The 21920-nt window shown below is 42.6% G+C and carries 23 protein-coding genes; 8 read left to right on the top strand and 15 right to left on the bottom strand.

Features of this window, described 5'->3' with window-relative positions:
- Positions 1-2: 2 nt before the first annotated feature.
- From ACRQ5D_RS03600 to ACRQ5D_RS03590, 3 genes are all read right to left on the bottom strand, one after another.
- On the bottom strand, positions 3-719 hold the full coding sequence (locus ACRQ5D_RS03600; protein ID WP_091165258.1) for a DUF4397 domain-containing protein: 717 nt from the start codon (positions 717-719) through the stop codon (positions 3-5).
- A 201-nt stretch (positions 720-920) separates the two neighbouring features.
- Positions 921-1277 carry an SDR family oxidoreductase gene (locus ACRQ5D_RS03595; protein ID WP_432328452.1) on the bottom strand — a complete coding sequence of 119 codons (357 nt, stop codon included), beginning with the start codon at positions 1275-1277 and terminating at the stop codon, positions 921-923.
- A gap of 1 nt (position 1278) precedes the next feature.
- Complete coding sequence (locus ACRQ5D_RS03590; RefSeq protein ID WP_432328451.1) at positions 1279-1722, bottom strand: SDR family NAD(P)-dependent oxidoreductase; 444 nt, start codon at positions 1720-1722, stop codon at positions 1279-1281.
- A 146-nt stretch (positions 1723-1868) separates the two neighbouring features.
- Between ACRQ5D_RS03590 and ACRQ5D_RS03585 the strand changes: the two genes are divergently transcribed.
- Entirely contained in the window at positions 1869-2237 is a 369-nt protein-coding gene (locus tag ACRQ5D_RS03585) for a winged helix-turn-helix transcriptional regulator (RefSeq protein WP_091166922.1), read from the top strand.
- An 88-nt stretch (positions 2238-2325) separates the two neighbouring features.
- Here the strand turns inward: ACRQ5D_RS03585 and ACRQ5D_RS03580 are convergent, their stop codons facing one another.
- A complete protein-coding gene (locus ACRQ5D_RS03580) occupies positions 2326-2598 on the bottom strand; it encodes a hypothetical protein (RefSeq protein WP_091165263.1) in 273 nt (90 codons plus the stop codon).
- A gap of 11 nt (positions 2599-2609) precedes the next feature.
- Entirely contained in the window at positions 2610-3182 is a 573-nt protein-coding gene (locus tag ACRQ5D_RS03575) for a sigma-70 family RNA polymerase sigma factor (RefSeq protein WP_091165267.1), read from the bottom strand.
- A 260-nt stretch (positions 3183-3442) separates the two neighbouring features.
- Here ACRQ5D_RS03575 and msrB point away from each other — a divergent pair, with 260 nt between their 5' ends.
- Together msrB and msrA are read left to right on the top strand one after the other, a co-directional pair.
- A complete protein-coding gene (msrB, locus tag ACRQ5D_RS03570; RefSeq protein WP_091165270.1) occupies positions 3443-3937 on the top strand; it encodes a peptide-methionine (R)-S-oxide reductase MsrB in 495 nt (164 codons plus the stop codon).
- 23 nt (positions 3938-3960) lie between these two features.
- Positions 3961-4623: a peptide-methionine (S)-S-oxide reductase MsrA gene (msrA, locus tag ACRQ5D_RS03565; protein WP_091165274.1), complete on the top strand. Its 663-nt coding sequence runs from the start codon at positions 3961-3963 to the stop codon at positions 4621-4623.
- Between the two features lie 178 nt (positions 4624-4801).
- Here the strand turns inward: msrA and ACRQ5D_RS03560 are convergent, their stop codons facing one another.
- From ACRQ5D_RS03560 to ACRQ5D_RS03520, 9 genes are all read right to left on the bottom strand, one after another.
- Positions 4802-5809, bottom strand: a complete 1008-nt coding sequence (locus tag ACRQ5D_RS03560; RefSeq protein WP_143020723.1) for a hypothetical protein — start codon at positions 5807-5809, stop codon at positions 4802-4804.
- Positions 5810-5989: 180 nt separating this feature from the next.
- On the bottom strand, positions 5990-6592 hold the full coding sequence (locus ACRQ5D_RS03555; RefSeq protein WP_431199093.1) for a GNAT family N-acetyltransferase: 603 nt from the start codon (positions 6590-6592) through the stop codon (positions 5990-5992).
- Entirely contained in the window at positions 6589-6942 is a 354-nt protein-coding gene (locus ACRQ5D_RS03550) for a MarR family winged helix-turn-helix transcriptional regulator (RefSeq protein WP_431199092.1), read from the bottom strand. Before ACRQ5D_RS03550 ends, ACRQ5D_RS03555 begins: the two co-directional genes overlap by 4 nt.
- Positions 6943-7243: 301 nt before the next feature.
- A complete protein-coding gene (locus ACRQ5D_RS03545; RefSeq protein WP_432328450.1) occupies positions 7244-7918 on the bottom strand; it encodes a phospholipase domain-containing protein in 675 nt (224 codons plus the stop codon).
- Between the two features lie 50 nt (positions 7919-7968).
- Positions 7969-8697: an alkaline phosphatase family protein gene (locus tag ACRQ5D_RS03540; protein WP_432329698.1), complete on the bottom strand. Its 729-nt coding sequence runs from the start codon at positions 8695-8697 to the stop codon at positions 7969-7971.
- A gap of 223 nt (positions 8698-8920) precedes the next feature.
- On the bottom strand, positions 8921-9796 hold the full coding sequence (locus tag ACRQ5D_RS03535) for an alkaline phosphatase family protein (RefSeq protein WP_431199091.1): 876 nt from the start codon (positions 9794-9796) through the stop codon (positions 8921-8923).
- Positions 9797-9993: 197 nt separating this feature from the next.
- The gene (locus ACRQ5D_RS03530) at positions 9994-11130 is read right to left on the bottom strand and encodes a TIGR03364 family FAD-dependent oxidoreductase (RefSeq protein ID WP_091165287.1); all 1137 of its coding nucleotides are present in this window, start codon (positions 11128-11130) and stop codon (positions 9994-9996) included.
- A gap of 106 nt (positions 11131-11236) precedes the next feature.
- Positions 11237-12520 (bottom strand): DUF5690 family protein, encoded by a 1284-nt coding sequence (locus tag ACRQ5D_RS03525; RefSeq protein WP_432328449.1) that lies wholly within the window; start codon positions 12518-12520, stop codon positions 11237-11239.
- A 3-nt stretch (positions 12521-12523) separates the two neighbouring features.
- Complete coding sequence (locus ACRQ5D_RS03520; RefSeq protein WP_091165290.1) at positions 12524-13210, bottom strand: HAD hydrolase-like protein; 687 nt, start codon at positions 13208-13210, stop codon at positions 12524-12526.
- A gap of 253 nt (positions 13211-13463) precedes the next feature.
- On the opposite strand from ACRQ5D_RS03520, the gene ACRQ5D_RS03515 reads away from it, so the two are divergent.
- Complete coding sequence (locus ACRQ5D_RS03515) at positions 13464-14435, top strand: aldo/keto reductase (protein WP_091165294.1); 972 nt, start codon at positions 13464-13466, stop codon at positions 14433-14435.
- Between the two features lie 102 nt (positions 14436-14537).
- A complete protein-coding gene (locus ACRQ5D_RS03510; RefSeq protein ID WP_256337384.1) occupies positions 14538-15293 on the top strand; it encodes a helix-turn-helix domain-containing protein in 756 nt (251 codons plus the stop codon).
- 102 nt (positions 15294-15395) lie between these two features.
- On the opposite strand, the gene ACRQ5D_RS03505 is transcribed toward ACRQ5D_RS03510, so the two are convergent.
- Positions 15396-15974, bottom strand: coding sequence for a helix-turn-helix domain-containing protein (locus ACRQ5D_RS03505; RefSeq protein ID WP_091165300.1), 579 nt, complete (start codon positions 15972-15974; stop codon positions 15396-15398).
- 282 nt (positions 15975-16256) lie between these two features.
- On the opposite strand from ACRQ5D_RS03505, the gene ACRQ5D_RS03500 reads away from it, so the two are divergent.
- The 3 genes from ACRQ5D_RS03500 to ACRQ5D_RS03490 all read left to right on the top strand — a co-directional run bounded on the left by ACRQ5D_RS03500 (position 16257) and on the right by ACRQ5D_RS03490 (position 21885).
- Positions 16257-16841 (top strand): phosphonate degradation HD-domain oxygenase, encoded by a 585-nt coding sequence (locus tag ACRQ5D_RS03500; protein ID WP_091165304.1) that lies wholly within the window; start codon positions 16257-16259, stop codon positions 16839-16841.
- Positions 16842-17018: 177 nt separating this feature from the next.
- Positions 17019-20297 carry a SusC/RagA family TonB-linked outer membrane protein gene (locus ACRQ5D_RS03495; protein ID WP_091165308.1) on the top strand — a complete coding sequence of 1093 codons (3279 nt, stop codon included), beginning with the start codon at positions 17019-17021 and terminating at the stop codon, positions 20295-20297.
- A 13-nt stretch (positions 20298-20310) separates the two neighbouring features.
- Positions 20311-21885, top strand: coding sequence for a SusD/RagB family nutrient-binding outer membrane lipoprotein (locus tag ACRQ5D_RS03490; RefSeq protein WP_091166924.1), 1575 nt, complete (start codon positions 20311-20313; stop codon positions 21883-21885).
- The last annotated feature ends 35 nt before the right edge of the window (positions 21886-21920 follow it).

Genomic DNA, 21920 nt, shown 5'->3' with positions numbered 1-21920 from the left:
ATTTAATAGTAGTAAACGTTGGTTTGAATATCTGCACTTAGTTTTTTATCGTCGGTTGCTGCTTTAATACCCTGCAGCCACACGGTATATACAGAACCCGCCCGAAGGTTAACGTTAGTAAGGCTGGCTAATACGGTAGGAGTGCCTTTTTGGCGAATGTTAAGCGTGTAAGTAACACCGCCTTTAATAGTCACAAAATCAGATACTTGTTTGTAAGCTTTGTTTGATGCCAGAACCGAATCTTTTGAAGTAACCAGGTCAACCGTACCGGCATCGGCGCTGAGGTTTGCCAAACGGATACTGGCCATCCCGGCGGCCGGCTGAACGATAGAATCGGCAACAAAAATTACATCGCGTTTGCCTGCGGTGTTGGCAAGGTATACCGAGTAAAGTTTTTTAGCTACGAGGGTGATGGTATCGTCTGCAACTTTTTGCTTGGTGCCCGAAACATAAAAGGTTGCTGTTCTTTTACCGGGATAAGCATTAATGTAATCTATACCGTGACCGTAACGAATTGGAAAATTGTTCGCCCTGTTGGGCTCAAGATAAAAATCAACCGGATCAGAATCGGGCGAGGCATTGATGACTGAAACAAGTGCCACCGGCGGCTGAACGTAATTGTTGTGATCTTTTAAACACGAGCTGAGTGTTGCTGCCAGCAAACACACCATCCCGATAATGCCTGCCCGCCTTGTTAATTTTTGCTGAACTGTTTTCATAAAATAAAATATTGGTAGTAAACTGATATTTTAACTTTACGTAACCAGCAGGCATTACGCTACTTTGGATTAAAAATTTTAACCCCGGTGTGATTAGCATAAATACGTTTGAGCTTAGGTTTTAGTATGCAAGGGATAGGGGTTTCAATTGTAAAAAAATATCGGATAATTTTTATCCGATATTGTAAATAAGTTAATGGATTATACAATAGGGATAGTGCCTCCATCTATAGTAAATTCGCTTCCGTTTAAATAAGCAGCACGGTCTGATACCAGGAAGGCTACCAGTTCGGCAACTTCTTGGGGTTCTGCCGGGCGGCCCATGGGGATGCCCCCTAACGAATCCATAATGATTTTTAGTGCTGCTTCTTTGTCTCCGCCGTTTTGCGAGGCCAGGTTGTCAATCATGCCCTGTGCCCCGCCGGTATTGATAAAACCCGGCGCTACCGAATTAACCCGTACGCCTCTGGGTGCAAGCTCCTTTGAAATGCCTTTGCTATAATTACTCAGGGCTGCTTTTGCTGCTGCGTATGGTAGTGTTGCCTCGAAAAGTGGCATTTTACGCTGTATGGACGAGAATGTGGACTATCACCCCTTGTTTTTGATTAAGCATGGTTGGCAGTAATCCTCTGTCTAACCTAACGGCTGCCAATAAATTGGTTTGCAAGGCTGCTTCCCAGTCTTCATCGCTTAGCACCATAACTCCGCCTGCCGGCGATTCAGAACCTCCAAGGTTGTTGATCAGGATGTCTATGCCTCCCAAGCGTTCAAGGGTTTCTTTAATTACTTTATCAGTACCTGCTTTGGTGCTGAGATCGGCCTGGATAAACTGTTTAGGGTCAATATCTGTTGGCTGGGTACGGGCTGTGGTTACAATGCTGGCCCCACCTTTAAACAGGCGCTCAAAAATAGCTTTGCCTGCGCCTTTTGTTCCGGCTGTAACCAGGATCTTGTTGCCGTTAAATTCATTTGGGTCGATATTGAAATTTGCTTTTGCAATCATTTTATGTGGATTTGTGTTGTATGATAATGCAAAATTGGTGAAGTGAACGTGGCGGATCAAGTACGGAAAAATGATTCAATACGGATAAATTTATCCCTGTGGTTACCGAAATTTGCAGCTTGAATAATACCGAAACCGGAATTATTATGTACGAAAGAAAATTACCTATACAGGAAGAGTGCGGGCTTGACCTTATCCGTGAGGTTGTATTTGGCAAGTGGAAAATCCATTTGTTGTATTATATATCGCAAGGGATCAGCAGGCCCGGGCAACTGCAAAAAAATATCCCGGAAGCATCCCGCAGGGTTTTGAATATCCAGCTAAATCAACTGGAGGATGATGAACTCGTAGCCAAAACGGTATACAACCAACAACCGCCTAAAGTAGAATATTACTTAACGGATTTAGGGAAATCAATAATGCCCATCATCAATGAGCTTGGCCGGTGGGGGGATACTCACAGCGGGCACCTGAGGAGGGTGATCAAAAAGCGATTGATATTGCCCGAGGCATAGCAGGTGAAAAGCGAGCCCTTATTGTTGATACCTGCTTTTATGGCATTGTTATAAAGCGGATTATTAAGTATAATTTTATCTATAGCGCTTACTTTTCCAGTTGTTTATCAATCAGGTGTTGTAATTCATTTTTAAATTTGTCATCAAGCTTGATGTTTTCGGCAACAGGCTGATGAAACATATTTTTGATCATGCGGTTAATAGCGGTACTTTGTTGCTGAAATACCCTGCAAACGTGGCATCCCGCCAGGTGGATCTTTAATTCCAGTTTTTCTCGCAGGGAGATCTTTCCTATTTCCTGCTTTTCAATCAGGTAAGTAGCCTTTTTGCAGTTGTAGGCTATTTTAGTTAATTCGTCCATAATCCATTAGTTTAAAGCCAGTTTTTTTGAAGGCACTCTCTTAGGCTTAGCTTGGCGCGGTGAATAATTACCCAAAAGTTGGATGATGATATTCTCAAATCGCCGCAAATGGTGTCGGTGGTTTCATCATCAAGGTGTTTCATAGTAAACGCCGAGAGCCATAATGAGGGCAATTTTCTCATGCATCTTTGCAGTATAAACTCAAATTCTTTGCTTTCGAGGTGATCGGGTTGTTCAATGCCAAACTCCGCTGGCCTGTGATCGGTTTTCCAGTTATGGGCATCAAGTTCAAAAAAATCGTCTGTTTCATATTCGGCAAATGTTACCGCAGGTTCCTTAACAAAAGCGGATGCTTTTTTGCGGTAAATATCAATAATCTTGTTTTTTAGTATGGCGGTAAGCCATGTACGTTCGGTGCTTTTGCCCTCAAATTTTTGCAAGCGCTCGAGAGCGGCCAAAAAAGTTTCCTGTACAAGATCGCGGGCTAATTCTTCGTCGTTAATGCGGGTAAGGGCATACTTGTAAAGATAGTCGGCATGGCGCGTTACCCAGGCACGGGGTTCGGTGCTGTTTTGGCTTTGCATAAATCAACGTGGTGGTAATGGTTTGTGTAAAAGTTTATAGCCCATATTGTATTAATGTTTTGATTTGTGCATTCGTCGGGTAGGAGAAGGAATCCTTACAAGATTTTTTTATTTTTTCTGAAACCAGGGCTTAATGAAATGGGATGTCTGGAAGAGTCGTTAATATCTAATATTCCGGTTCAAACTAAATGCAGACAAATAAATGACAGAATAATCGGCTATCGACTGTAAGGTTCTTCGTATATCTACGACAAAGGGGTATGAAAAAGATAAATCTGTTTATTATACCATTGATATTATTGGCCTTTAATGCCTGCAGTCAAAGTACTCCGCATGCCGATAAAACCGTTGATACCAAAACATATCCGCAAGCTAAGCTGGCGAGCTACTGGAAACAGGTATTGACGCCCGAAGCTTACGAGATACTGGTAAATAAGGGCACGGAACAACCCTATCATAACCCTTATTGGAATAACCACGAAAAAGGGACATATGTAAGTGCAGCTACCGGTAAGCCATTATTTAGTTCGGATTCTAAATTTGAATCGGGCACAGGCTGGCCAAGTTTTTTTAAACCTATCGATCCAAAAGCGATTAAAATTGTTAAAGATACATCGTACGGAATGGTACGTGAAGAGGTTGTTGAAGCCAGCACAGGTTTACATCTTGGCCACGTTTTTAATGATGGTCCGGCACCTACCGGTAAACGTTATTGTATGGATTCATACGCTTTCAAGTTTGTTCCGGCTAAATAATAAACCATTAAATTAAAAAGATCATGTTAACAAAAAAATTGAATGTATGCCTGCTTGGCCTGCTGATATTGTTTGGCTGTGCCGATGCGCAAACCGGCGGAAGCGGTTTTGCAAGCCTGCCTGCCCCAAAGGCGGGCGAAAAGGTTGCTACTTTTGCGGGTGGTTGTTTCTGGAGCCTTTCGGAAGGTTTGTATGAATTGAAGGGTGTTAATAAAGTAGTAGCCGGATATGCCGGCGGCACAACTAAAAATCCATCATACGAAGATGTTTGCGGTAAAAATACCGGCCATGCCGAATCGGTACAGGTTTACTACAACCCTGCTGAAATAAGTTACGCTGCTTTAGCCGAAGCTTTCTTTTATGCGCACGATCCTACCACTGTAAACAGGCAGGGCCCTGATGTAGGCGACGACTACCGCTCAGTAGCTTTTTACCGTACACCGGAAGAAAAGAAAACTTTAGAAAGTGTAATAGCTAAAGTTAACGCTACACATCATTACAGCAGCCCTATCGTTACACAGGTTGTTCCGTTTAAAGTATTATATCCGGCCGAAAATTATCACCAGGGATATTACAGGCAGCATATGGATAACCCATATATCAGCCATGTTTCAGTACCTAAAGTATTGAAACTGCGTAAAGCCATGAATAGCTTGTTGAAACCCGAGTTTCAGCATAAGGATTAGAGTTAAGTGTAAATGTTGTATTTGACTGTTCTGTTGTCTCTACACCACGTTATTGCGGGTAACCATCAGGGAAGTCTTTTCATCCGCCGGTTGTTTAAGAATAAAGCATTGGTCATCAGCAAAAAAAAGGCGAAAAGTAACAAAACCTTTCGCCTTTTCCCTTTAACCTTTCCCCTATCTATTGATTACAGATCGTTTTTAATTTTTGATTATAATCAGGATTTAGCGGTTCATTGGTTTGAGCCAGGCGCTGCGAACCTACATTGGCCGGACAGGCAATGCCATTAGGCCCGTCGTAAACCAAACCGGGTTTTGTGCTGAGGAGTTCTTTCGGCACGTAGATCTGTACAGTGGTTTTTGAATAGCTATGCGGATAAAACCGGATGTAATATCCATCAGGGTGTAATGACCATATGCCTGATGGTACCGCCGGATCAGGCGCCGGAGCCAAACCGGCTAACATGGCATACTTTTCCATCTCTTCGTAAGATGAATTACCAGAGGCAGCTAATCGGCGGATATTGTTTTCAGCCTCAAAAACACTTTGAACTGCAGGCGGCAATTGGCTTTTAGCTTTATCCATTACACTGGCGGGCAATACACCCAACGCACCGCCTTCCAGCATTAACAGTTCATTAGCTGATAGCAGCCTGGTCGCAGTAAGCTTAATATCGGACCCCATATCAACAAACCTGGTGCGTGCAATAATCGACCATAATAATATCTGGATGCTATGCTGGTCAACCTCGGGATGAGTTTCAGCATGTTTTAATATCAGTATCACCACATCGCGCTTTGGCCCAAGCACCGGGGCAAGCATATACCCATCGCCTGTACTGGGGCCACGAGTACCAGCATGCAGACAATAGCTTTTGCTGGTCATTTCATAAAAACCGGCGCAAAGCTTAAAACCGCCCCCGGGTGCTTTTGGCAAAAGGTATAAAGGCTCGGCTACCTGCCCTTCCATAAACGATGGTGGCTTGGAGCCTGCCTTGTTAACGTCATTAAAACTGGTGGTAATGGCCTGCGGTTGTTTCAGCAATTTATTAAGGCTGCCGCCCGATACCATATCGGCTCCTTTATCCAATATGGCTTTCCCAAAACCGCCAAACTGGGCTTGTACAGCAGTGCTGCAAAATAGGCAGATACCCAGGCAAATGATAAGATGTTTTTTGAAGTTTTTCAAAGACAATAGGTATATTAGTGTAGGGAGCAGGAGTTTTTTATGTTTCATATAGATATAGTGTTTAAGTTTCAATTGCAAGAAACAAAAAATACTATAAACTGTTTGTTGAATTTATTCACAATTGTTATGCAATAGTTAATAGATCTATTGATGGAAGCAATAAACCCGTTAACTGGCTATTTATTTCAACTCAAGCTCCATTTGGATATTAGCACGTTCGTATGGTGAAGGCCTGCCTGCTACCTTAACAAAGCCCAATTTATGATACAGGCTGATGGCCGGTTTTAAAATGGTGTTACTCTCCAGGTAAAGTTTATGGCTGCCAAGGGCTTTGGCCTTTTCGATAATAGCCTGTCCGAGCAAAAAGCCTATATTTTTTCCCTGCGCCTTTGGCGAAACGGCCATTTTAGCAAGCTCATAGTCATAATCAGGATCGTCCATTTTCAGTAGGGCACATACACCAACGGGTTCGTTATTATAAAGCGCGACCAGGATATGGCCGCCGTTGTTGATAATGTAACTGTCGGCGTTATCAAGGGCCTTATAATCGGCATCTTCCATTACGAAGTATTTGGAGATCCATTCTTCATTCAATGCTTTAAAAGCCCGGGCATATTTAGGTTCATAAGGCACGATGTGTACTTTATTGCTCTCCCTTATTTTTTGATGTGCCTGTACCCGGCGCAACAATGATTTTTGTTCCAGCAGGTATTCCCATTCTTCAATAGCCTTCCATAGGTCATGATTCGCCTGGGCTAAAAGTTCTTCAACGGCGTTAGTCACATCTGCATACTGGTCTTGGATTTTTTTCCAACCTCAATCCCTTTAGCCGACAGGCTTACCATATTGCGCCTGCCATCAGCCTTATCCTTTTTCTCAATAACAAAACCGTTCTTCACCATTTCGGCAATAATCTTACTTACAGAAGGGTGGGAGTGACCAATCTCCCTGGCTATTGAGGTAATTGTAAATTCGCCGCCATCCTGCAATACATAAAAAACCGGGAACCATTTAGGCTGAAAATCGATATCATATAATTTGTAGATCCGCACAGCATCTTCCACCATGGTTTCGGTAAGCATCCTTAACCTGCTGCCTATAGCCATTTTTCCCACTTTATTAAAAAACTCCATATTGATAAGTAACTAATTATGTAACTGATTACACAAATGTATAATGTTGTTTTAAAAAGTGCAATAGTGGGTTACAAAATCAATGTCATCGGCAATTCATAAAACCGGAGCTACTGGCGATTAAAAGAAGTTTTATCTGAACCGTTTCTGAAAGATTGTTTAAATTTTTTCGAATGTAGAGGCGCATAATTGCGTCTCCCGCTTGCAATTTACGGCGATTGGAGCACTTTTAAATCGACTTGTCCTCCGGGAGACGCAATTATGCGCCTCTACATTTTTTGCATTTTAGTAAGTTTAAATATTATGCTAATGCTTTACCCATTAATGGATCGCTGAAGCCCGGTTTTCCTGTTTCCACACGGCCTGCAAAGCGTTTTGTAAAGCTGCCAAACCCGTCAACCTTTGTGCTGAAATCATACCAGCTATGGGTTTTACTTAAATTTAAAGCGATTGTTGTGCTGGCACCTGCTTTTACAGCAACTTTGTGATCGCCGGTTTTATATCCATGATCTGTTACCGTAATAGTTTGGGCCTTACTTGTATGATTTGTTATTTTCAGGGCGATGTTACCTGTTAATTTCCCTGCAAGCTGTTCATATTCACAAATAACGTCAATTAACGGATCGGCGGCGTTACCCAGGTACTCGCGGAAGAAGCCGTTAGGGCCATAGGTGCGCAAATGGTATTCGCTGTTTTCAAACTCATGTAAAGGCCAAACATCCGAGAGGGTATCACCGGCTTTAACGGTATAGGCCCAGGCACGCAGGTCTTCCATTTTCTGCGGATCATTCATCGTAGCATATTTGCCGGGAGCATATACGTTAAATGGCGAGCCCAACGCTTTTGCACCAAAGACTTTGTTACTCGCAGTAAATTTAATTTCGAATGATTTTTTATCTGCACTCAGTTTGCCATCTGCATAAAGCTGGTAAGGCAATGCGGATGATGGTTTGATCCCTTTTTCCTGTTGCGGCATGTACGGTGATAAGTGCGGATCTTTATTGATCTGCGCAATTTCATCGGCAGTCAGCAGCTTATAGTCCGAAGGGAGTTTTTGAATTGAGCTTTATGAATACTCTCCAAAAATGCTTCCCTTGCAACAAATTCCGGATTCTCGATCTTCTCGCCATTATATGGACGGAAAACGCTTGAAAGATCACCGCAAACTGTACGGCGCCATTGGCTGATATTAGGTTCGGTTACTTTTTTGCCGGTTTTGTGGCTTAAAAAGTTCTCTAAAAATTGCAGGGTTGAAGTATGGTCAAACACTTCTGAATTTACCCAGCCGCCGCGGCTCCATGGTGAAGCAATTACCAACGGCACACGGAAGCCTAAACCGATCGGGCTTTCACGATCAAATACTTCCGGGAAGTTATTGCGCGCTTTTTCCTGTTCTAAAGTAACGAATTCAACGCTTGGGTCGATACCTGCTGATACCTTGCCGGTGCCCGGTTTATGCGGATTAGGCGCGGTGAAAGGAGGGACGTGGTCAAAGTAGCCATCATTTTCATCATAAGCTAAAATGAAAACAGTCTTTTTCCAAACTTCGGGATTCTGGGTAAGGATGTCCAGCACTTCAGATACGTACCATGCACCGTACCAGGCCGAGCTTGGATGGTCAGAAAAATGCTCGGGCGCCGATAGCCAGCTTACGGTAGGTAATTGACCTCCTTTTACATCGGCACGGAACTGGTGTAATACATCTCCTTTAGGTACTAAAACTTCGCGTTCGGTGCCATCATCATTATATTTCAGCGGACTTAGAGTACGATAGTGCGGATCATTGGTATTGGTTACAAAACCTTTCTGGTGAAGGTTTTTTCGCGCTGCGGCAGGCTTGCAAACTTGTTAGGATCGAGGCTTGCCATGTCCTTTTTCGTATTCTCCAGGTCGCGCTGTTTTTGTTTAAGCTGTTTTTGCAGGTGATCAATGTGGGCATCGCCTGCAGGCGATGCAGCAATCTGTTTTTCAACGGCTGCTATTTCATCAGGTAAAACAGTTGATTTTTTTGCAGATGGGCTATGTGTTTATCGTAAAGTTTGATGTTGTACTGGCCAAAAAACTCAAGTGGATTATCCTGGAAATTTGATAACCATGGATCTTCTTCGCCCTCTAAACCAGTATCAATAGCAATTTCGTTTTGGTAATGTTTCCATGATATAATATGATCCTCCAAACGCTCAGGGAAGGTAGCCCAGTTGAGGGTGCCATAATCCATATCGTCATTCCAAACGTGTGCAAGTGAATTTTCATGCTGCTCGGCACGGATAGTACCGCTCCAGAAATACAGCCTGTTTGGATTTGTACCTGTCAGGGATGAGCAAAAGTTCTGATCGCAAACGGTAAAGGCATCGGCCAGGGCATAGTAAAATGGGATATCCTCGCGATTGTGGAAACCCATAGTTAATGGCATGTTGGAATATTCCTTAATACCATTACGTTTAACGTTAAGCCATTGGTCAAACTTGCCATCGTTACGGGCATTAACCTGGTTGCTCCAGGAATGCGGCAGCGAGCTCATCCAGGTTGCTTTGGTATTCTTGATATCAAGGTGGAAAGGGGCATAAGTTTCGCCTTTTTTGTTCGATTGCAGCCAAACCTTGTTTTTATTCGGCAAATCAATAGCCCGTGGGTCATTATAACCACGTACCCCTTTCAGCATTCCGTAGGTATGATCAAACGAGCGGTTTTCCTGCATCAGGATCACAATGTGCTCAGCATCCAGGTAAGTACTGCCCGGTGCGGGGTTAATGGCCATTGCTTTTTGAATAGATTGGGGTAAAACGCTTGCGAGGCCGGCCGCCCCGGTTAGCAGGGCTGCTTTTTTAAGAAAATCTCTCCTTGAATCAGACATAGTTTTATTTTTAGTCCATGGTCGATAGTCCATAGACCATGGTTTTTTGTTTTTAGTCTATGGTCGAAAGTTCATAGACCTGGTTATTGTTTTTGTCAATAGTTATAGCCAATAAGCTATGGTTGGCTTATTGAAAAACCAAGATATGCAGTTTTTTCAATCCATGGACTATCGACCATGGACTATGGTCTAAAAAACTAACCGTCCTTCCGCCGGGCAATCTCCTGCTCGCATAGGCCAAATGACAGGGTCATGCCGTTACCGCCGAGGCCATTGATAAGGGTTACCCCAGGCTCAATGTCGATGATAAGTTCGTACGCGCCGTTGGTCATTTTAGGGTAGATGCCGTGCCATGACTGCAGCATTTTCCAGTCTTTAAAATTGGCGAATGTATGTAAGTATTCAATTATCAAATTATTAATAAATTCTTTATCGAAGGGATCATGAACCAAACCATATTCGTGCGAATCGCCGATGGTAAGCTCGCCGCTGCCATTTTGGGATACCATTACGTGGATGCCCCATTTAAGGTGTGTGGCATATTGTTCTTCATAGCGTTTGCGCAAGGCTGGCAATGAAGCTGCGGCCTGGAACCCCGGGTAATGAATCATAGACAAGCCACCACATAACGACGGACCTATGCGCCATTCATCGGGCTGGGTAACTAAACGCATCATTTGCAGTTTGCATTTGGTGATCTGTGTTTGTGCGAATAGTTCCGGATATAAAGTTTCAAAATCGGCGCCGCTGCATACATAGATCTCGTCGGCTTCCCAGCTTTGGTTGCCCGAACTAACTTTGGGATGTTGGATACGGCTGATAGCAGTGTTCCAGTGAAATTCGACACCAAATTTTTCGGCAAGATAAGCTGCCACCTGCCCGATGGCTACCCGCGATTCAACAATCATTTCCTCGCCGCTCCACAGGGCGCCTTTCAAGCCATCGGTATTAATTGCCGGCGATTTTGAAACAGCTTCGCCCGGAGTTAGCACAGCGCAATCACGGTATTGCTTGTTTACATCTACATACTCTTCAATTACCTGCAGTTCATCATCATGATAAGCAAGGTGTAGCGAGCCAACCTCATTATGCCAGATCTTAGCCTCGGTACAAACTGTTTTCCAAATGCTTTTTGATAGCATGGCGCGCTCAAACATTGGTCCGGTAGCCTGTCCTATAGGCCATACCATACCAAAGTTCCGGATGGAAGCACCCACCGCGCGTTCGTTACGTTCAAATACGGTTACCTGATAGCCGCGAACGGCCAAAGCGCGGGCTGTAGCCAAACCTGCAATGCCTGCGCCTATGATTATTGCACTTTTGTTATTGTTCATTGGTTCAATAGTTCATTGGTTCATCGGTTTGAATTGTTCAAACCTCAATTGATTTGATTGGCTGGATTGAAAGTTAGAGTTTGTTGCTCATCAGTTTCATCTGCAATTATCTTTTTTTATCACGGGCAGCGCTTTGCAAAAAGTAAATGAGCGATAAAATACCGCAAATTCCGCCAACAATGGCTACCGTCATTGCGCCTTCCCGAAAAAAGGCACCCCAGCTTATTGAGGGGCGACCAAGTTCTTTTACCAGCAAAACACTAACACTGCCAAGGTAGCCCATCGAATCGGCAATGTACATGATAAAGCCCACATTGCTTTTATAGTGGAACGATGCTATCATCCGTTCAAAAAATATAGCATTGTAAGGAACGTAGCCCATGTATAAGCCAAGGCCTACCAGGGTCATCCATAAGGTTGGGCTTATCATTTTAAAGGTAAACATGATGGTTGATATACCCACCAGTACACAACCGGCAATGATCATTAAATGAATAATACTAAAGGCACGGATATTTTTCCTGACAAGGATAAGCAAGCTCATGGCTACTAATACCACCAGCGAAATTTTTATATCCGTAGTGGTAAAAATGCTGTTATCCTTAATGCCCAGGCTTGCCCAAATCTCTACCTCGAAATTATCGCGTACGTCGCGCATAATAGTAAGTAGCACATAAACAATCAGGGTGAGGATAATACCCGGTAAAAAACGGATAACGAATTGTTTGCGCTCTGTGGCGTTCATGGGGGTACGTTCGGAGCGTAAACTTATGTCTTCGGCGGTAGGTGCTGGGATAAGCTCCATACAACCTACAAAAAATAACAGCGGCAATGCGAATACAGCACCTGTTAAAAAAGGCATGTAATATTCATTTACATGAAGACTGCTTATAAGTGTACGCCCTATTGTTTTTACAAAGCCCGATGCAAAGATGAGACTGATGGATAATACCGAAGCCATGAACTCAGTTGAGCGGCGGCCTTCCAGGTAACCAAAAACCAGGCCCCAGATAAGGCCCAGCGGGAGACCGTTGATGAAAAGGAACGCAATATTCCACGGGGCCGGTACAAAAGCAAAGGCCAGCAGCGCCGCCCAGGCAATGCCGATAAGGGTTAAAATATATCGTGCACGGGTTTTGCCGTTTACTTCGGCTATAAATTTTATGCCGTAAAACTTGCTGCTCATATAGCCGATAACCTGCGCTATAACCAGCCAAACCTTATAATCAACATGAAAGTACTCGTGACCAGTGAAAGTTGCCGCTGCAAATGCCTTACGGAAAGCATACATGGATGTATACGTTCCAAAAGCCGAAACCGCTGCCAAAACTGAAATCAGTGCATAAGGCCATTGGGCTACTTTTGCACGTAAACTTTCAATCAGCCTCATGTTTTATTGATTTATGATGTCAACTACTTGTGCAATATCGTCAATAATATGGGTAGGATTATAGGTTTCCAGCTCGGCCCGGGTAAAAATGCCGGTGGTTACGCCTATTGAATATTTGCAGCCGGTGTTTTGGCCCTCGCGTACATCAACCTCAGTATCGCCTACTTTAGCAACTTCCAAAGCATCTGTTATGCCGGCCTCAAGCATCATTTTTTGGATCATGAAAGGATGCGGGCGACCAAGTTCAACTTCGTCCGATCCAACAACGTAATCGATCAGCCCCTTCTCGTGCCATTGCAGGCGGTTTACAATAGTATCGGCAATATCGCGCGAGAAACCGGTATTGATACCAACTTTAACGCCTTGCTCATGCAGTTTAGCAAATGTTTCCTCTACGTTTGGCAGGGGGTCAATGCCAGGCTCAAACTGGTAAAAATTAATCATTTGCTGTACAAACTCTTTATGTATGGTTGTTACCAGTTCGTCGGTAATCAATGATTGATCGGCTTCATGTTCAACAAGCATTTTACGAATGGCCAGGGTTTTTTCATAGCCCATCAAAGGGTCTATTTTCTCCAGTTCAACCTCGTAACCAGACTTTTGCATGGCAGCCCTGAAAGCCTTGCTAACTTCATGATCATCTTTAACCGTAGTGCCGGCTATATCAAATACCACTAATTTTATGCTCATAATAACAAATATAATTGTTTAGCAATACTAAACTTTTTTTATTAAAATTAAACTAAATTAGTGTTAAAGTTTGGTTAAGGGGAGGTTTGTGGTTGGTTTTGTTCCCTTAATTTTCAAACGGGAAACGTATGTACGGGGTTTCTAAAAAAAATTATCGTAAAAACTTGAGCCATACAGACAAGTAAATTGAGCCATGCAAGAAATTCCGTCATGAACAAGATATCTGATATTTGTTTTAAATTAAATATCAACTATGGAGAACATAACGAAAATAAATTTGGGCAAAAACGGTCCGCTGGTTTCAAAACTGGGCCTGGGCTGTATGCGCATGTCATCAGTTTGGGGCAGCAAAGCCAATGATGAAAACGAAAGTATCGCTACCATACAAGCAGCTTTAGATAGTGGCATCAATTTTTTAAACACCGGCGATTTTTATGGTGCCGGTCATAATGAGTTATTGGTAGGCAAGGCCATTAAAGGCCGTCGGGACGACGCGTTTATCAGCGTTAAATTTGGCGCTATTTTTTATAATGGTCAATGGCTTGGCTTAGACCTTCGCCCTATTGCCATTAAAAACTTCATCAATTATTCGTTAGTGCGATTAGGTATCGACACTATCGACCTGTATCAGCCTTGCCGCCTGGATAATAGCGTACCTGTAGAAGATGTAATAGGTACCGTTGCCGACCTGATTAAGGAAGGAAAAGTACGCCACCTTGGTGTTTCTGAAATTACTGCGGAGCAATTGCGTAAAGCCAACAGCATACACCCGGTAACCGCGTTGGAAATTGGCTACTCATTAGCCGACAGGCAAATTGAAAACGATCTGCTGCCTACTGCTAAAGAACTGGGCATTGGCGTAGTCGCATTTGCCAATACCGCCGAAGGTTTACTTACGGGCGATATGAAAGCGCCGCTTCCGGCGGATAGTTATCATAATCACTTTTCACGTTTTCAGGGAGACAACCTGGTAAAGAACCTTGAAAAAGTTGAAGTGTTAAAGCAAATGGCCAGCGACAAAGGCTATACGCCTACCCAACTTGCTATTGCATGGGTAAACGCCCAGGGCGATAACATTATGCCACTGGTGAGCATGAGCCGCAGATCGCGCCTGCCTGAAAATATACAGGCGATGCAAATTGAATTTAGTGCCGATGAAATGAATACACTTAAAACTGCTTTTACCCAGGGGGCAATATTAGGTGGTACATACCTGCAACGATAAATGGACGGGGCTGCATAAGCCCCTCTTATTTTATATATTTACATAGTGACCAATCCAACCGAAATAATTCCAGGCGTAATCTTTTATTCTTTTTTCTCGAGGATGAGAAAGGAAAAGGTAGGTTTTTTTGAGCATAGCACCCTGGTATTACAGGTTTCAGGACAATTCAGCATCGAAACCGCTAATCAAAAAATTTCGATGAAAGGCGGCGAAATGATGTTGATCCGCAAAAATCAATTGGGCGAACTCGTCAAAATGCCCGTTGATGGCGGTGACTATCAAACCATCATCATTTGCCTGAAAGAAGATATGCTGCGGCAGCTTGCCCTGGAAGAACAGATAGAACCGGGACGGAAATACATTGGTCAACCCAATATCAGGATCCCCGAAAATGAATTTCTTCGGGGCTTTTTTCAATCGGTGATTCCTTATGTGCACCATCCCAACGAAAAAATAACCAAACAACTGGGCATGTTGAAAGTAAGGGAAGCCGTACACTTGCTGCTGCATACTATGCCCGAGCTTAAAGATTTCCTGTTCGATTTTTCTGAGCCGCATAAAATCGACCTGGAAAAATTTATGCTGAGCAATTTTCATTTCAACGTATCTGTCGAGAAATTCGCGCAACTTACCGGCCGAAGCCTTGCGGGGTTTAAACGCGATTTTCAAAAAACTTTTGATACTTCGCCCCGGCATTGGCTGCAAACCAGGCGGCTTGCAGAGGCGCGCCATCTCATCGAAAACAAAAACCGTAAACCATCTGAAATTTACCTCGATTTAGGGTTTGAAAGCCTGGCTCATTTTTCCCATTCGTTTAAAAAAGAATTTGGCAAAGCACCTACAGAGTGGGCGCACTAACCGGAGTTTTTTTGTTGATAAGGGTTGGATTTTGTTATAGCCTCTGAAACAAAAGTGGCACCCTCCACTCAATTAACCATTCATTTAATCAACCCAATCAACCTACTTCTTCTCTTCAAAAAAGTATACCACCAGCATACTGGCCGTGGTATCGCCCATGTTTTTTGGGGTATGGGGGATGCGCCCGTCAAAGAGCATGCTATCGCCCTGGTTAAGAATTACGGTATCGTCATTAAACTGGTAAGCAACCTGCCCGGAGAGGATATACTTATATTCAAACGCTTCGGTTTCAACAAGCGGACGGGAGGCATCGGGCTCAAGCTCCAATATTACAATATCAACAGTACTTTGACTTATCGATTGCGTAAAGATGCGCTGGTAATGAAAACCATCGGCATATTCTTTTTCAAAATGATCGTATTCGTGTTTGCGCTTTACTAAAACTGGGAGATGATCGCTTTTTGAACGCATATCTTTAAAAAACTCGTTCAGGTCTATCTCCAGTGCTTTAATAATATCTATCAGTACGATAAGCGATGGGATAGTGCGGCTATTTTCAATTTGAGATATCAGGCCTTTGCTTACGTTAGCCCTCATGGCAAGCTCCTGTACGGTTATATTTTTTTCCCGGCGGCGTTCTTTTATGCGGTTACTGATCTGTATCAGTATGTCTTCTTCCATTTAAAGCTGGTTATTTGGTGCGCAAAGTAATTAATCAGGCTATTTATCCAAAATGATTTTTTTGTTACGCTTTGAACAGCATAGTGTAAATGTTAACGGATATCTATGTAATATTGTTGTATTAGTTAAGTTTCAATAAACAGTAAGTGAGCTTTGAAATTGTCTGTCTAAGCGTTCTGTAAGAAATTAATGTTAAATATGGGTTCCGATAATATATTTCATGAATATTTAATAATTACCTAACCTGTATGCTGTTTATTTGTAACTAAAAATTTTAATAACATGGTACCATCTCATTATAATCCGAAAGCTGTAGTTGCTGAAGTGTTTTCTTTATACGAAAAATTTGGCGATGCCGATTATATAGGGGAGCCTGTTTCTCAACTGGAGCATATGTCGCAGGCAGCTTCGCTTGCTGAGGCTGAGGGCTATGACGATGAGGTTGTACTTGCTGCGTTTTTTCATGATATAGGGCATCTTTGTGCTGATGCTGAAGAAGCAGGAAGTATGGATGGCATGGGCAATGTTGACCATGAGCGCCTGGGTGCCGATTACCTGTTGGAGCGTGGGTTTTCTGAAAGGGTTGCCAATCTGGTGCAGGGCCATGTAATTGCCAAAAGATATCTTACCTATAAATACCCCGAATATTATAACCGTTTATCGGATGCCAGTAAAGCTACCCTCGAATTTCAGGGAGGCGTGATGACTGAGGCCGAGGCTGCAGAATTTGAATTAAACCAGGATGCTGAACTTATCATCAGACTGCGGTACTGGGATGACATGGCCAAGGAAATGCATGTACCCGTAAATAACCTTGATCATTTAAAAGCTATTGCCCTGGCGCATCTGCAAGTGGTAAATGAATAATATAATATTAAGTTTTTGTGATTAATATATAATCTGCCTGTTACAAAAATCACCTGCTTAACACAGGGTGAACATCAAGTTAAGTATAGCTTAATACTAAATTAGTTTACTAATAATAAACAAAGTTTAGTATTGCTGCATGAAAAATTTGACTGTTTCACCCTTAAACTTTAGCAGATGAACAAGATTTACCAGAGATTAAAAACCGTAATAACGGTTTTGTTATTTTGCGTAGCTCCATCTATTTTATTCGGACAAACCAAAATAAGCGGTACTGTTACCGATGACAAGCACTTGCCCCTGCCGGGCGTAAGTGTAAGAATTAAAGAGCAAAATAAAGGCACTGTTACCGATATTGATGGCCGTTATATAATAAACGCCAGCGCAGGTCAAACCCTTGTTTTTTCTTTTATTGGTTATACCTCGCAATCCGTTGTTGTAGGTGATAAACCAATTATAAACGTAAGCCTTACAGGCGATAATAAATCACTTAATGAAGTTGTTGTAACAGCTCTTGGTATCAAAAAAGAAACCAGGCGAGTTGGCTATGCAATTCAAACAGTGCAAGGCGACGCGTTGACCACTGCTCGCGATCCTAATCCTGTTACAGGTTTAATAGGTAAAGTTGCAGGTGTATCGGTAGGCCCATCAGCCGAATTATTGGGTAACCCTAACGTATTGATCAGGGGTAACCAGGTATCTTTATATGTTGTTGATGGTTTCCCTATTAATACAGATACTTATAACATCAGTCCTGATGATATTGAAACATATACAGTATTGAAAGGCCCGGCCGCCGCAGCCCTGTATGGCAGCCGCGCACAGTTTGGTGCTATATTGATCACCACCAAAAATGGTGCTAAAAACAAGAAAGGCTTAACCATTGATATAAACAGCAGCACGGTATTAAACACAGGTTTCCTTGCATTTCCTCGTATACAAAGTTCATTTGGTCCGGGCGAAAATACTTTTTACCAGTTTGTTGATGGTAAAGGCGGTGCACCTGGTGGTGTAGACGGTGACTACGACGTTTGGGGTCCTTACTTTAACGGACAGCTTATTCCCCAGTATGACAGCCCTGTTGTTAACGGCGTTCGCCAGGGAACACCGTGGGTTGCCCGAGGTAAAGACAACCTGAAGCGCTTTTTGCAAGTTGGTAGCCAAACAAATAATAACGTTTCTATTGGCGCGGTTGGCGATAATTATGTAACCCGTTTCTCGGTGTCGCAGCAACATCAAACAAGCTATATTCCTTCACAATATTTGAATATAGCTAACGCTAATCTTTACGCTTCGTTTACTCCAATTCCTAAATTAACTTTTGAAGGTAATATAGATTTCAACAGGCAGTCAACTGATAATTTCCCTGATGTTCAGTATGGCCCTAACAGTATCATCTATAATATTGCTGTTTGGACTGGGGCTGACTGGAATATCGAAGCGCCTGATATTAAAGCGATCTGGCAGCCAGGTAAAGTCGGAGTTCAATCGGTATTTGCCGAATATCAACGTTACCATAACCCATACCTGTTAACAAAGGAGTGGACCCGTGGTCATTACAAAAACGACGTTTATGGCTATTTAGGTGCTACTTATAAATTCAATGATAACTTGAATTTGAGGTTACGTTCACAAATTGATACCTATGATCTGTTACGTACAGAAAAACTTCCTTTTAGTGCCCACCCTTACGGACGTGAAGGTAACCAGGGCGACTACCGCGAAGACCGCAGGAACTTATTTGATAACAACACGGAGTTGATCTTGAACTATAACTACACCATCAAGAAATTCTTAAATCTGTCGGGTTTAGTTGGTTCTAACTTACGTGAGATGTCATATAACTCAAGCTGGACATCAACAGATTATTTGAACGTACCTGAGGTTTATGCGTTCAGCAACTCAAAAAACCCTATTCAGGCAACCAGCTTCAACGCATCAGAGAGAGTATTTAGTATTTATGCTTCATTGGATATGTCATTTGGTAAATATGCTACCTTATCTGGTACTTACCGTCGTGACAGGTCAAGCGCTTTCCAAAACGCTACAACTTACACTTACCCAAGTGCTTCTTTGGCTACAGTAATTTCTGATTATGTTAAAATGCCGGAGTTCATTTCATTTTTGAAAGCGCGTGGTTCATATGCTAACGTAAAAGCAGATGCTTCAAGCTCAACTATAGGCCCTGCTCCATTTAGCTCAATCACCGCGTTTGGTGGTAGCACAGGTGCTTCGTTATTTAACAATCCGCTGGGGTATGGTTCAACTTATACTTCGCCATATAACGGACCGGATTATTCTTTAAATACATCCTATTCAACCAGCAAACCATACAATAATACAACTGCTGGTTATGCAACCAATTACTTATACATTAATAATATCAAAACTTCAACCCGTGTTAACTATGAGGAAGGCTTTGACATTAAATTCCTGCAAAACCGTTTAGGTTTAAGCGCTACAGCTTTCCAATACATCGATGGTCCGCGAATTTTAGCTAACCCAATTTCTACCGCTTCAGGTTACAGTATCCTTTATCTAAACGCCCTAAAAACTAAAAGGTCAGGTTATGAAGGAACTATCGAGGGTACTCCTATCAAAAACCTGGGTGGGTTTACCTGGAACGTGTTAGTAAACGTAGCTACAAATAAGGAGATTTACAAAGAGTTGCCTGCTGGTCAGAATACTTACAATACCTTCTTTAAAGTTGGCGACCGTACAGATAAATTATACGGATCGGCATTTGTAAGGACTCCTGATGGCCAGGTCATCAACGATGCTGCCGGTAAGCCTTTAGTTAAACCGGTTGCTCAATACCTGGGTAACGAGAATGCTAAATACACCTGGGCTGTATCTAACAAATTACGGTACAAAAACTTTACCATGGGTTTCCAGTTTGATGGTTCGGTTGGCGGTGTAATTATTGATTACATGCACAACAAAACCATGCGTGGCGGTGCAAACATCGAAACAGCTACCGGCGCCCTTGGCGATGCACGTTACCAGGATTGGAAAAACTTTGGCGTAACTGGTTACAATGGTACTTACGTTGGCCAGGGTGTGGTAGTATCTAACGGTACCGCTATCAACTACGATTCAAAAACAGGTGCAGTGTTAAATTACAACGCTCTGCAATATGCTCCTAACAAGCAAACTGCCTTTGTACAGGATTATGTTAGTAAATATTACGGTGTTGACGAATCAAACCTGATGAGCAAAACCTTTAGCAAATTGCGTGAAGTTAGCTTTGGCTTTGATTTTCCTAAAGCCTGGTTGCAGAAAAGCTTTATACAGAAAATATCTGCATCACTTTATGGCCGTAACTTATTGTACTTCTACGGTGACAAACGCTTTAAAGACGTGGATCTTGACCAATACAACGGTGCCCAGGCGCAAACCGTATTGCAATCACCAACAATTCGTAGCTACGGATTTAACCTGAATTTATCATTCTAATTAACAGATGGATATGAAAAAGATATTTTTAATTTACTTATTGCCGGTATTTATGATACTAACGGTAACGGGTTGCAAAAAAAGCTTCCAGGAGTTAACCGTTAACCCTAACGTACCTAATGCTGTGCCAGCGTCGTTGCTTTTCAATGGCATTTTAAACAGCATGGTCGATATGCCTGATGGCTCCGACGAAACTTATTCGCAATACTATATCAATAATTACGATTACTACGGAAATAACCGTTATGATTTTGGCAGCGGCGACAATTATTACAACGCCTTGAAAAATGTTGCGGCTATGGAAAACCAGGCTGTTAAAGGCGGAGCCAAAGCAGTTAACCCATATAGCGCCTTAGGCAAATTTTTCAGAGCTTATTTTTTTAGCAAAATGAGTATGGAAGAAGGCGATATCCCAATGACACAAGCTTTACAGGGATTAACTAATCTAACTCCTACTTATGATACTCAAAAAACAGTAATGACCCAGTCATTAAGCTGGTTGGAGAGCGCCAATGCTGATCTTACCACATTAATTGCCGCAGGCGACAATACGCTTGCCGGTGATATCTACCTTAGCAATAGCTTAACTGCGTGGCAAAAAGTGGTAAACACATTCAGGATTAGGTTGCTTGTACAGTTAAGCAAAAAAACTGCTGATATTGATGTTGTAAATCAATTCGCTACGATTTTGGGTAATCCAACAAAATACCCTTTAATGACCAGCGCGACCGACAACCTGCAATACACCTTTGTTTCGCCAACTAACTATTATCCGCAAACACCTGATAACTTTGGTCAGAGTGGTTCACGTAAAAACACCTCGGCTACTTACATCGGTTTATTAACAAGCTTAAAAGATCCGCGCGTGTTTGTAACGGCTGAGCCTGCGCGGTACAATGTTGATAACCTGAAAGAAAGTCCCACTGCATTTTCATCATTTATTGGTGCAGATCCGGGCCTGGATTTAGGTGTAATGTATAACAATGCAGGCTTGCAGAAATATTCTTTCCTTAACAGGAAACGTTATTACTCAACTTATACCGGCGAGCCTTCTATACAAATAGGCTACCCCGAGCTGATGTTTAACATAGCCGAAGGTATTAACAGAGGTTGGGCTACAGGAAATGCGGAAGACTATTATATCAAAGGAATACAGGCTTCGTTTGCTTTCTACAGTATCCCAACTGGTACAGGTACTTTCACCGCTTATTTTTACCGCCCTGGTTCAACCAACGTAGCTGCTTTATCTAACTACGATACTTACACCATCAACGTTGATTGGGCTACCTACTATTCGCAAAGCAGTGTTAAATATACTACCGGTACAACTGGTTTAACTAAAATATTGCAGCAAAAATACCTGGCGTTATTCCGTCACTCGGGTTTGGAATCATATTTTACATACCGTCGTACCGGTATACCAACCTTTACAACAGGGCCAGGTACTGGTAACGGTGGTCGTATAGCAACCCGTTTCCAATATCCGCAATCAGAGCGTACTTCAAATGCCGATAATTATAACAAAGCGTTAGCCAGTCAGTATGGCGGTAACGATGATATTAACGGTGTTATGTATATACTTAAATAACCTCAGCTTATACGTTTTAATTAATCTGCATAAAG

The organism is Mucilaginibacter sp. P25, assembly GCF_050859465.1.
GTDB classification, from domain to species: domain Bacteria; phylum Bacteroidota; class Bacteroidia; order Sphingobacteriales; family Sphingobacteriaceae; genus Mucilaginibacter; species Mucilaginibacter gossypii.
Note: the sequence above shows the minus strand (reverse complement) of the source record. Positions and strands in the feature narration are given on the sequence as shown.

Bases quoted from the DNA above. Each gene is read 5' to 3' on its own strand.
- ACRQ5D_RS03600 (WP_091165258.1), bottom strand. From the start codon at position 719: ATGAAAACAGTTCAGCAAAAATTAACAAGGCGGGCAGGCATTATCGGG.
- ACRQ5D_RS03595 (WP_432328452.1), bottom strand. From the start codon at position 1,277: ATGCCACTTTTCGAGGCAACACTACCATACGCAGCAGCAAAAGCAGCC.
- ACRQ5D_RS03590 (WP_432328451.1), bottom strand. From the start codon at position 1,722: ATGATTGCAAAAGCAAATTTCAATATCGACCCAAATGAATTTAACGGC.
- ACRQ5D_RS03585 (WP_091166922.1), top strand. From the start codon at position 1,869: ATGTACGAAAGAAAATTACCTATACAGGAAGAGTGCGGGCTTGACCTT.
- ACRQ5D_RS03580 (WP_091165263.1), bottom strand. From the start codon at position 2,598: ATGGACGAATTAACTAAAATAGCCTACAACTGCAAAAAGGCTACTTAC.
- ACRQ5D_RS03575 (WP_091165267.1), bottom strand. From the start codon at position 3,182: ATGCAAAGCCAAAACAGCACCGAACCCCGTGCCTGGGTAACGCGCCAT.
- msrB (WP_091165270.1), top strand. From the start codon at position 3,443: ATGAAAAAGATAAATCTGTTTATTATACCATTGATATTATTGGCCTTT.
- msrA (WP_091165274.1), top strand. From the start codon at position 3,961: ATGTTAACAAAAAAATTGAATGTATGCCTGCTTGGCCTGCTGATATTG.
- ACRQ5D_RS03550 (WP_431199092.1), bottom strand. From the start codon at position 6,942: ATGGAGTTTTTTAATAAAGTGGGAAAAATGGCTATAGGCAGCAGGTTA.
- ACRQ5D_RS03545 (WP_432328450.1), bottom strand. From the start codon at position 7,918: ATGCCGCAACAGGAAAAAGGGATCAAACCATCATCCGCATTGCCTTAC.
- ACRQ5D_RS03535 (WP_431199091.1), bottom strand. From the start codon at position 9,796: ATGTCTGATTCAAGGAGAGATTTTCTTAAAAAAGCAGCCCTGCTAACC.
- ACRQ5D_RS03530 (WP_091165287.1), bottom strand. From the start codon at position 11,130: ATGAACAATAACAAAAGTGCAATAATCATAGGCGCAGGCATTGCAGGT.
- ACRQ5D_RS03525 (WP_432328449.1), bottom strand. From the start codon at position 12,520: ATGAGGCTGATTGAAAGTTTACGTGCAAAAGTAGCCCAATGGCCTTAT.
- ACRQ5D_RS03520 (WP_091165290.1), bottom strand. From the start codon at position 13,210: ATGAGCATAAAATTAGTGGTATTTGATATAGCCGGCACTACGGTTAAA.
- ACRQ5D_RS03515 (WP_091165294.1), top strand. From the start codon at position 13,464: ATGGAGAACATAACGAAAATAAATTTGGGCAAAAACGGTCCGCTGGTT.
- ACRQ5D_RS03510 (WP_256337384.1), top strand. From the start codon at position 14,538: ATGAGAAAGGAAAAGGTAGGTTTTTTTGAGCATAGCACCCTGGTATTA.
- ACRQ5D_RS03505 (WP_091165300.1), bottom strand. From the start codon at position 15,974: ATGGAAGAAGACATACTGATACAGATCAGTAACCGCATAAAAGAACGC.
- ACRQ5D_RS03500 (WP_091165304.1), top strand. From the start codon at position 16,257: ATGGTACCATCTCATTATAATCCGAAAGCTGTAGTTGCTGAAGTGTTT.
- ACRQ5D_RS03495 (WP_091165308.1), top strand. From the start codon at position 17,019: ATGAACAAGATTTACCAGAGATTAAAAACCGTAATAACGGTTTTGTTA.
- ACRQ5D_RS03490 (WP_091166924.1), top strand. From the start codon at position 20,311: ATGAAAAAGATATTTTTAATTTACTTATTGCCGGTATTTATGATACTA.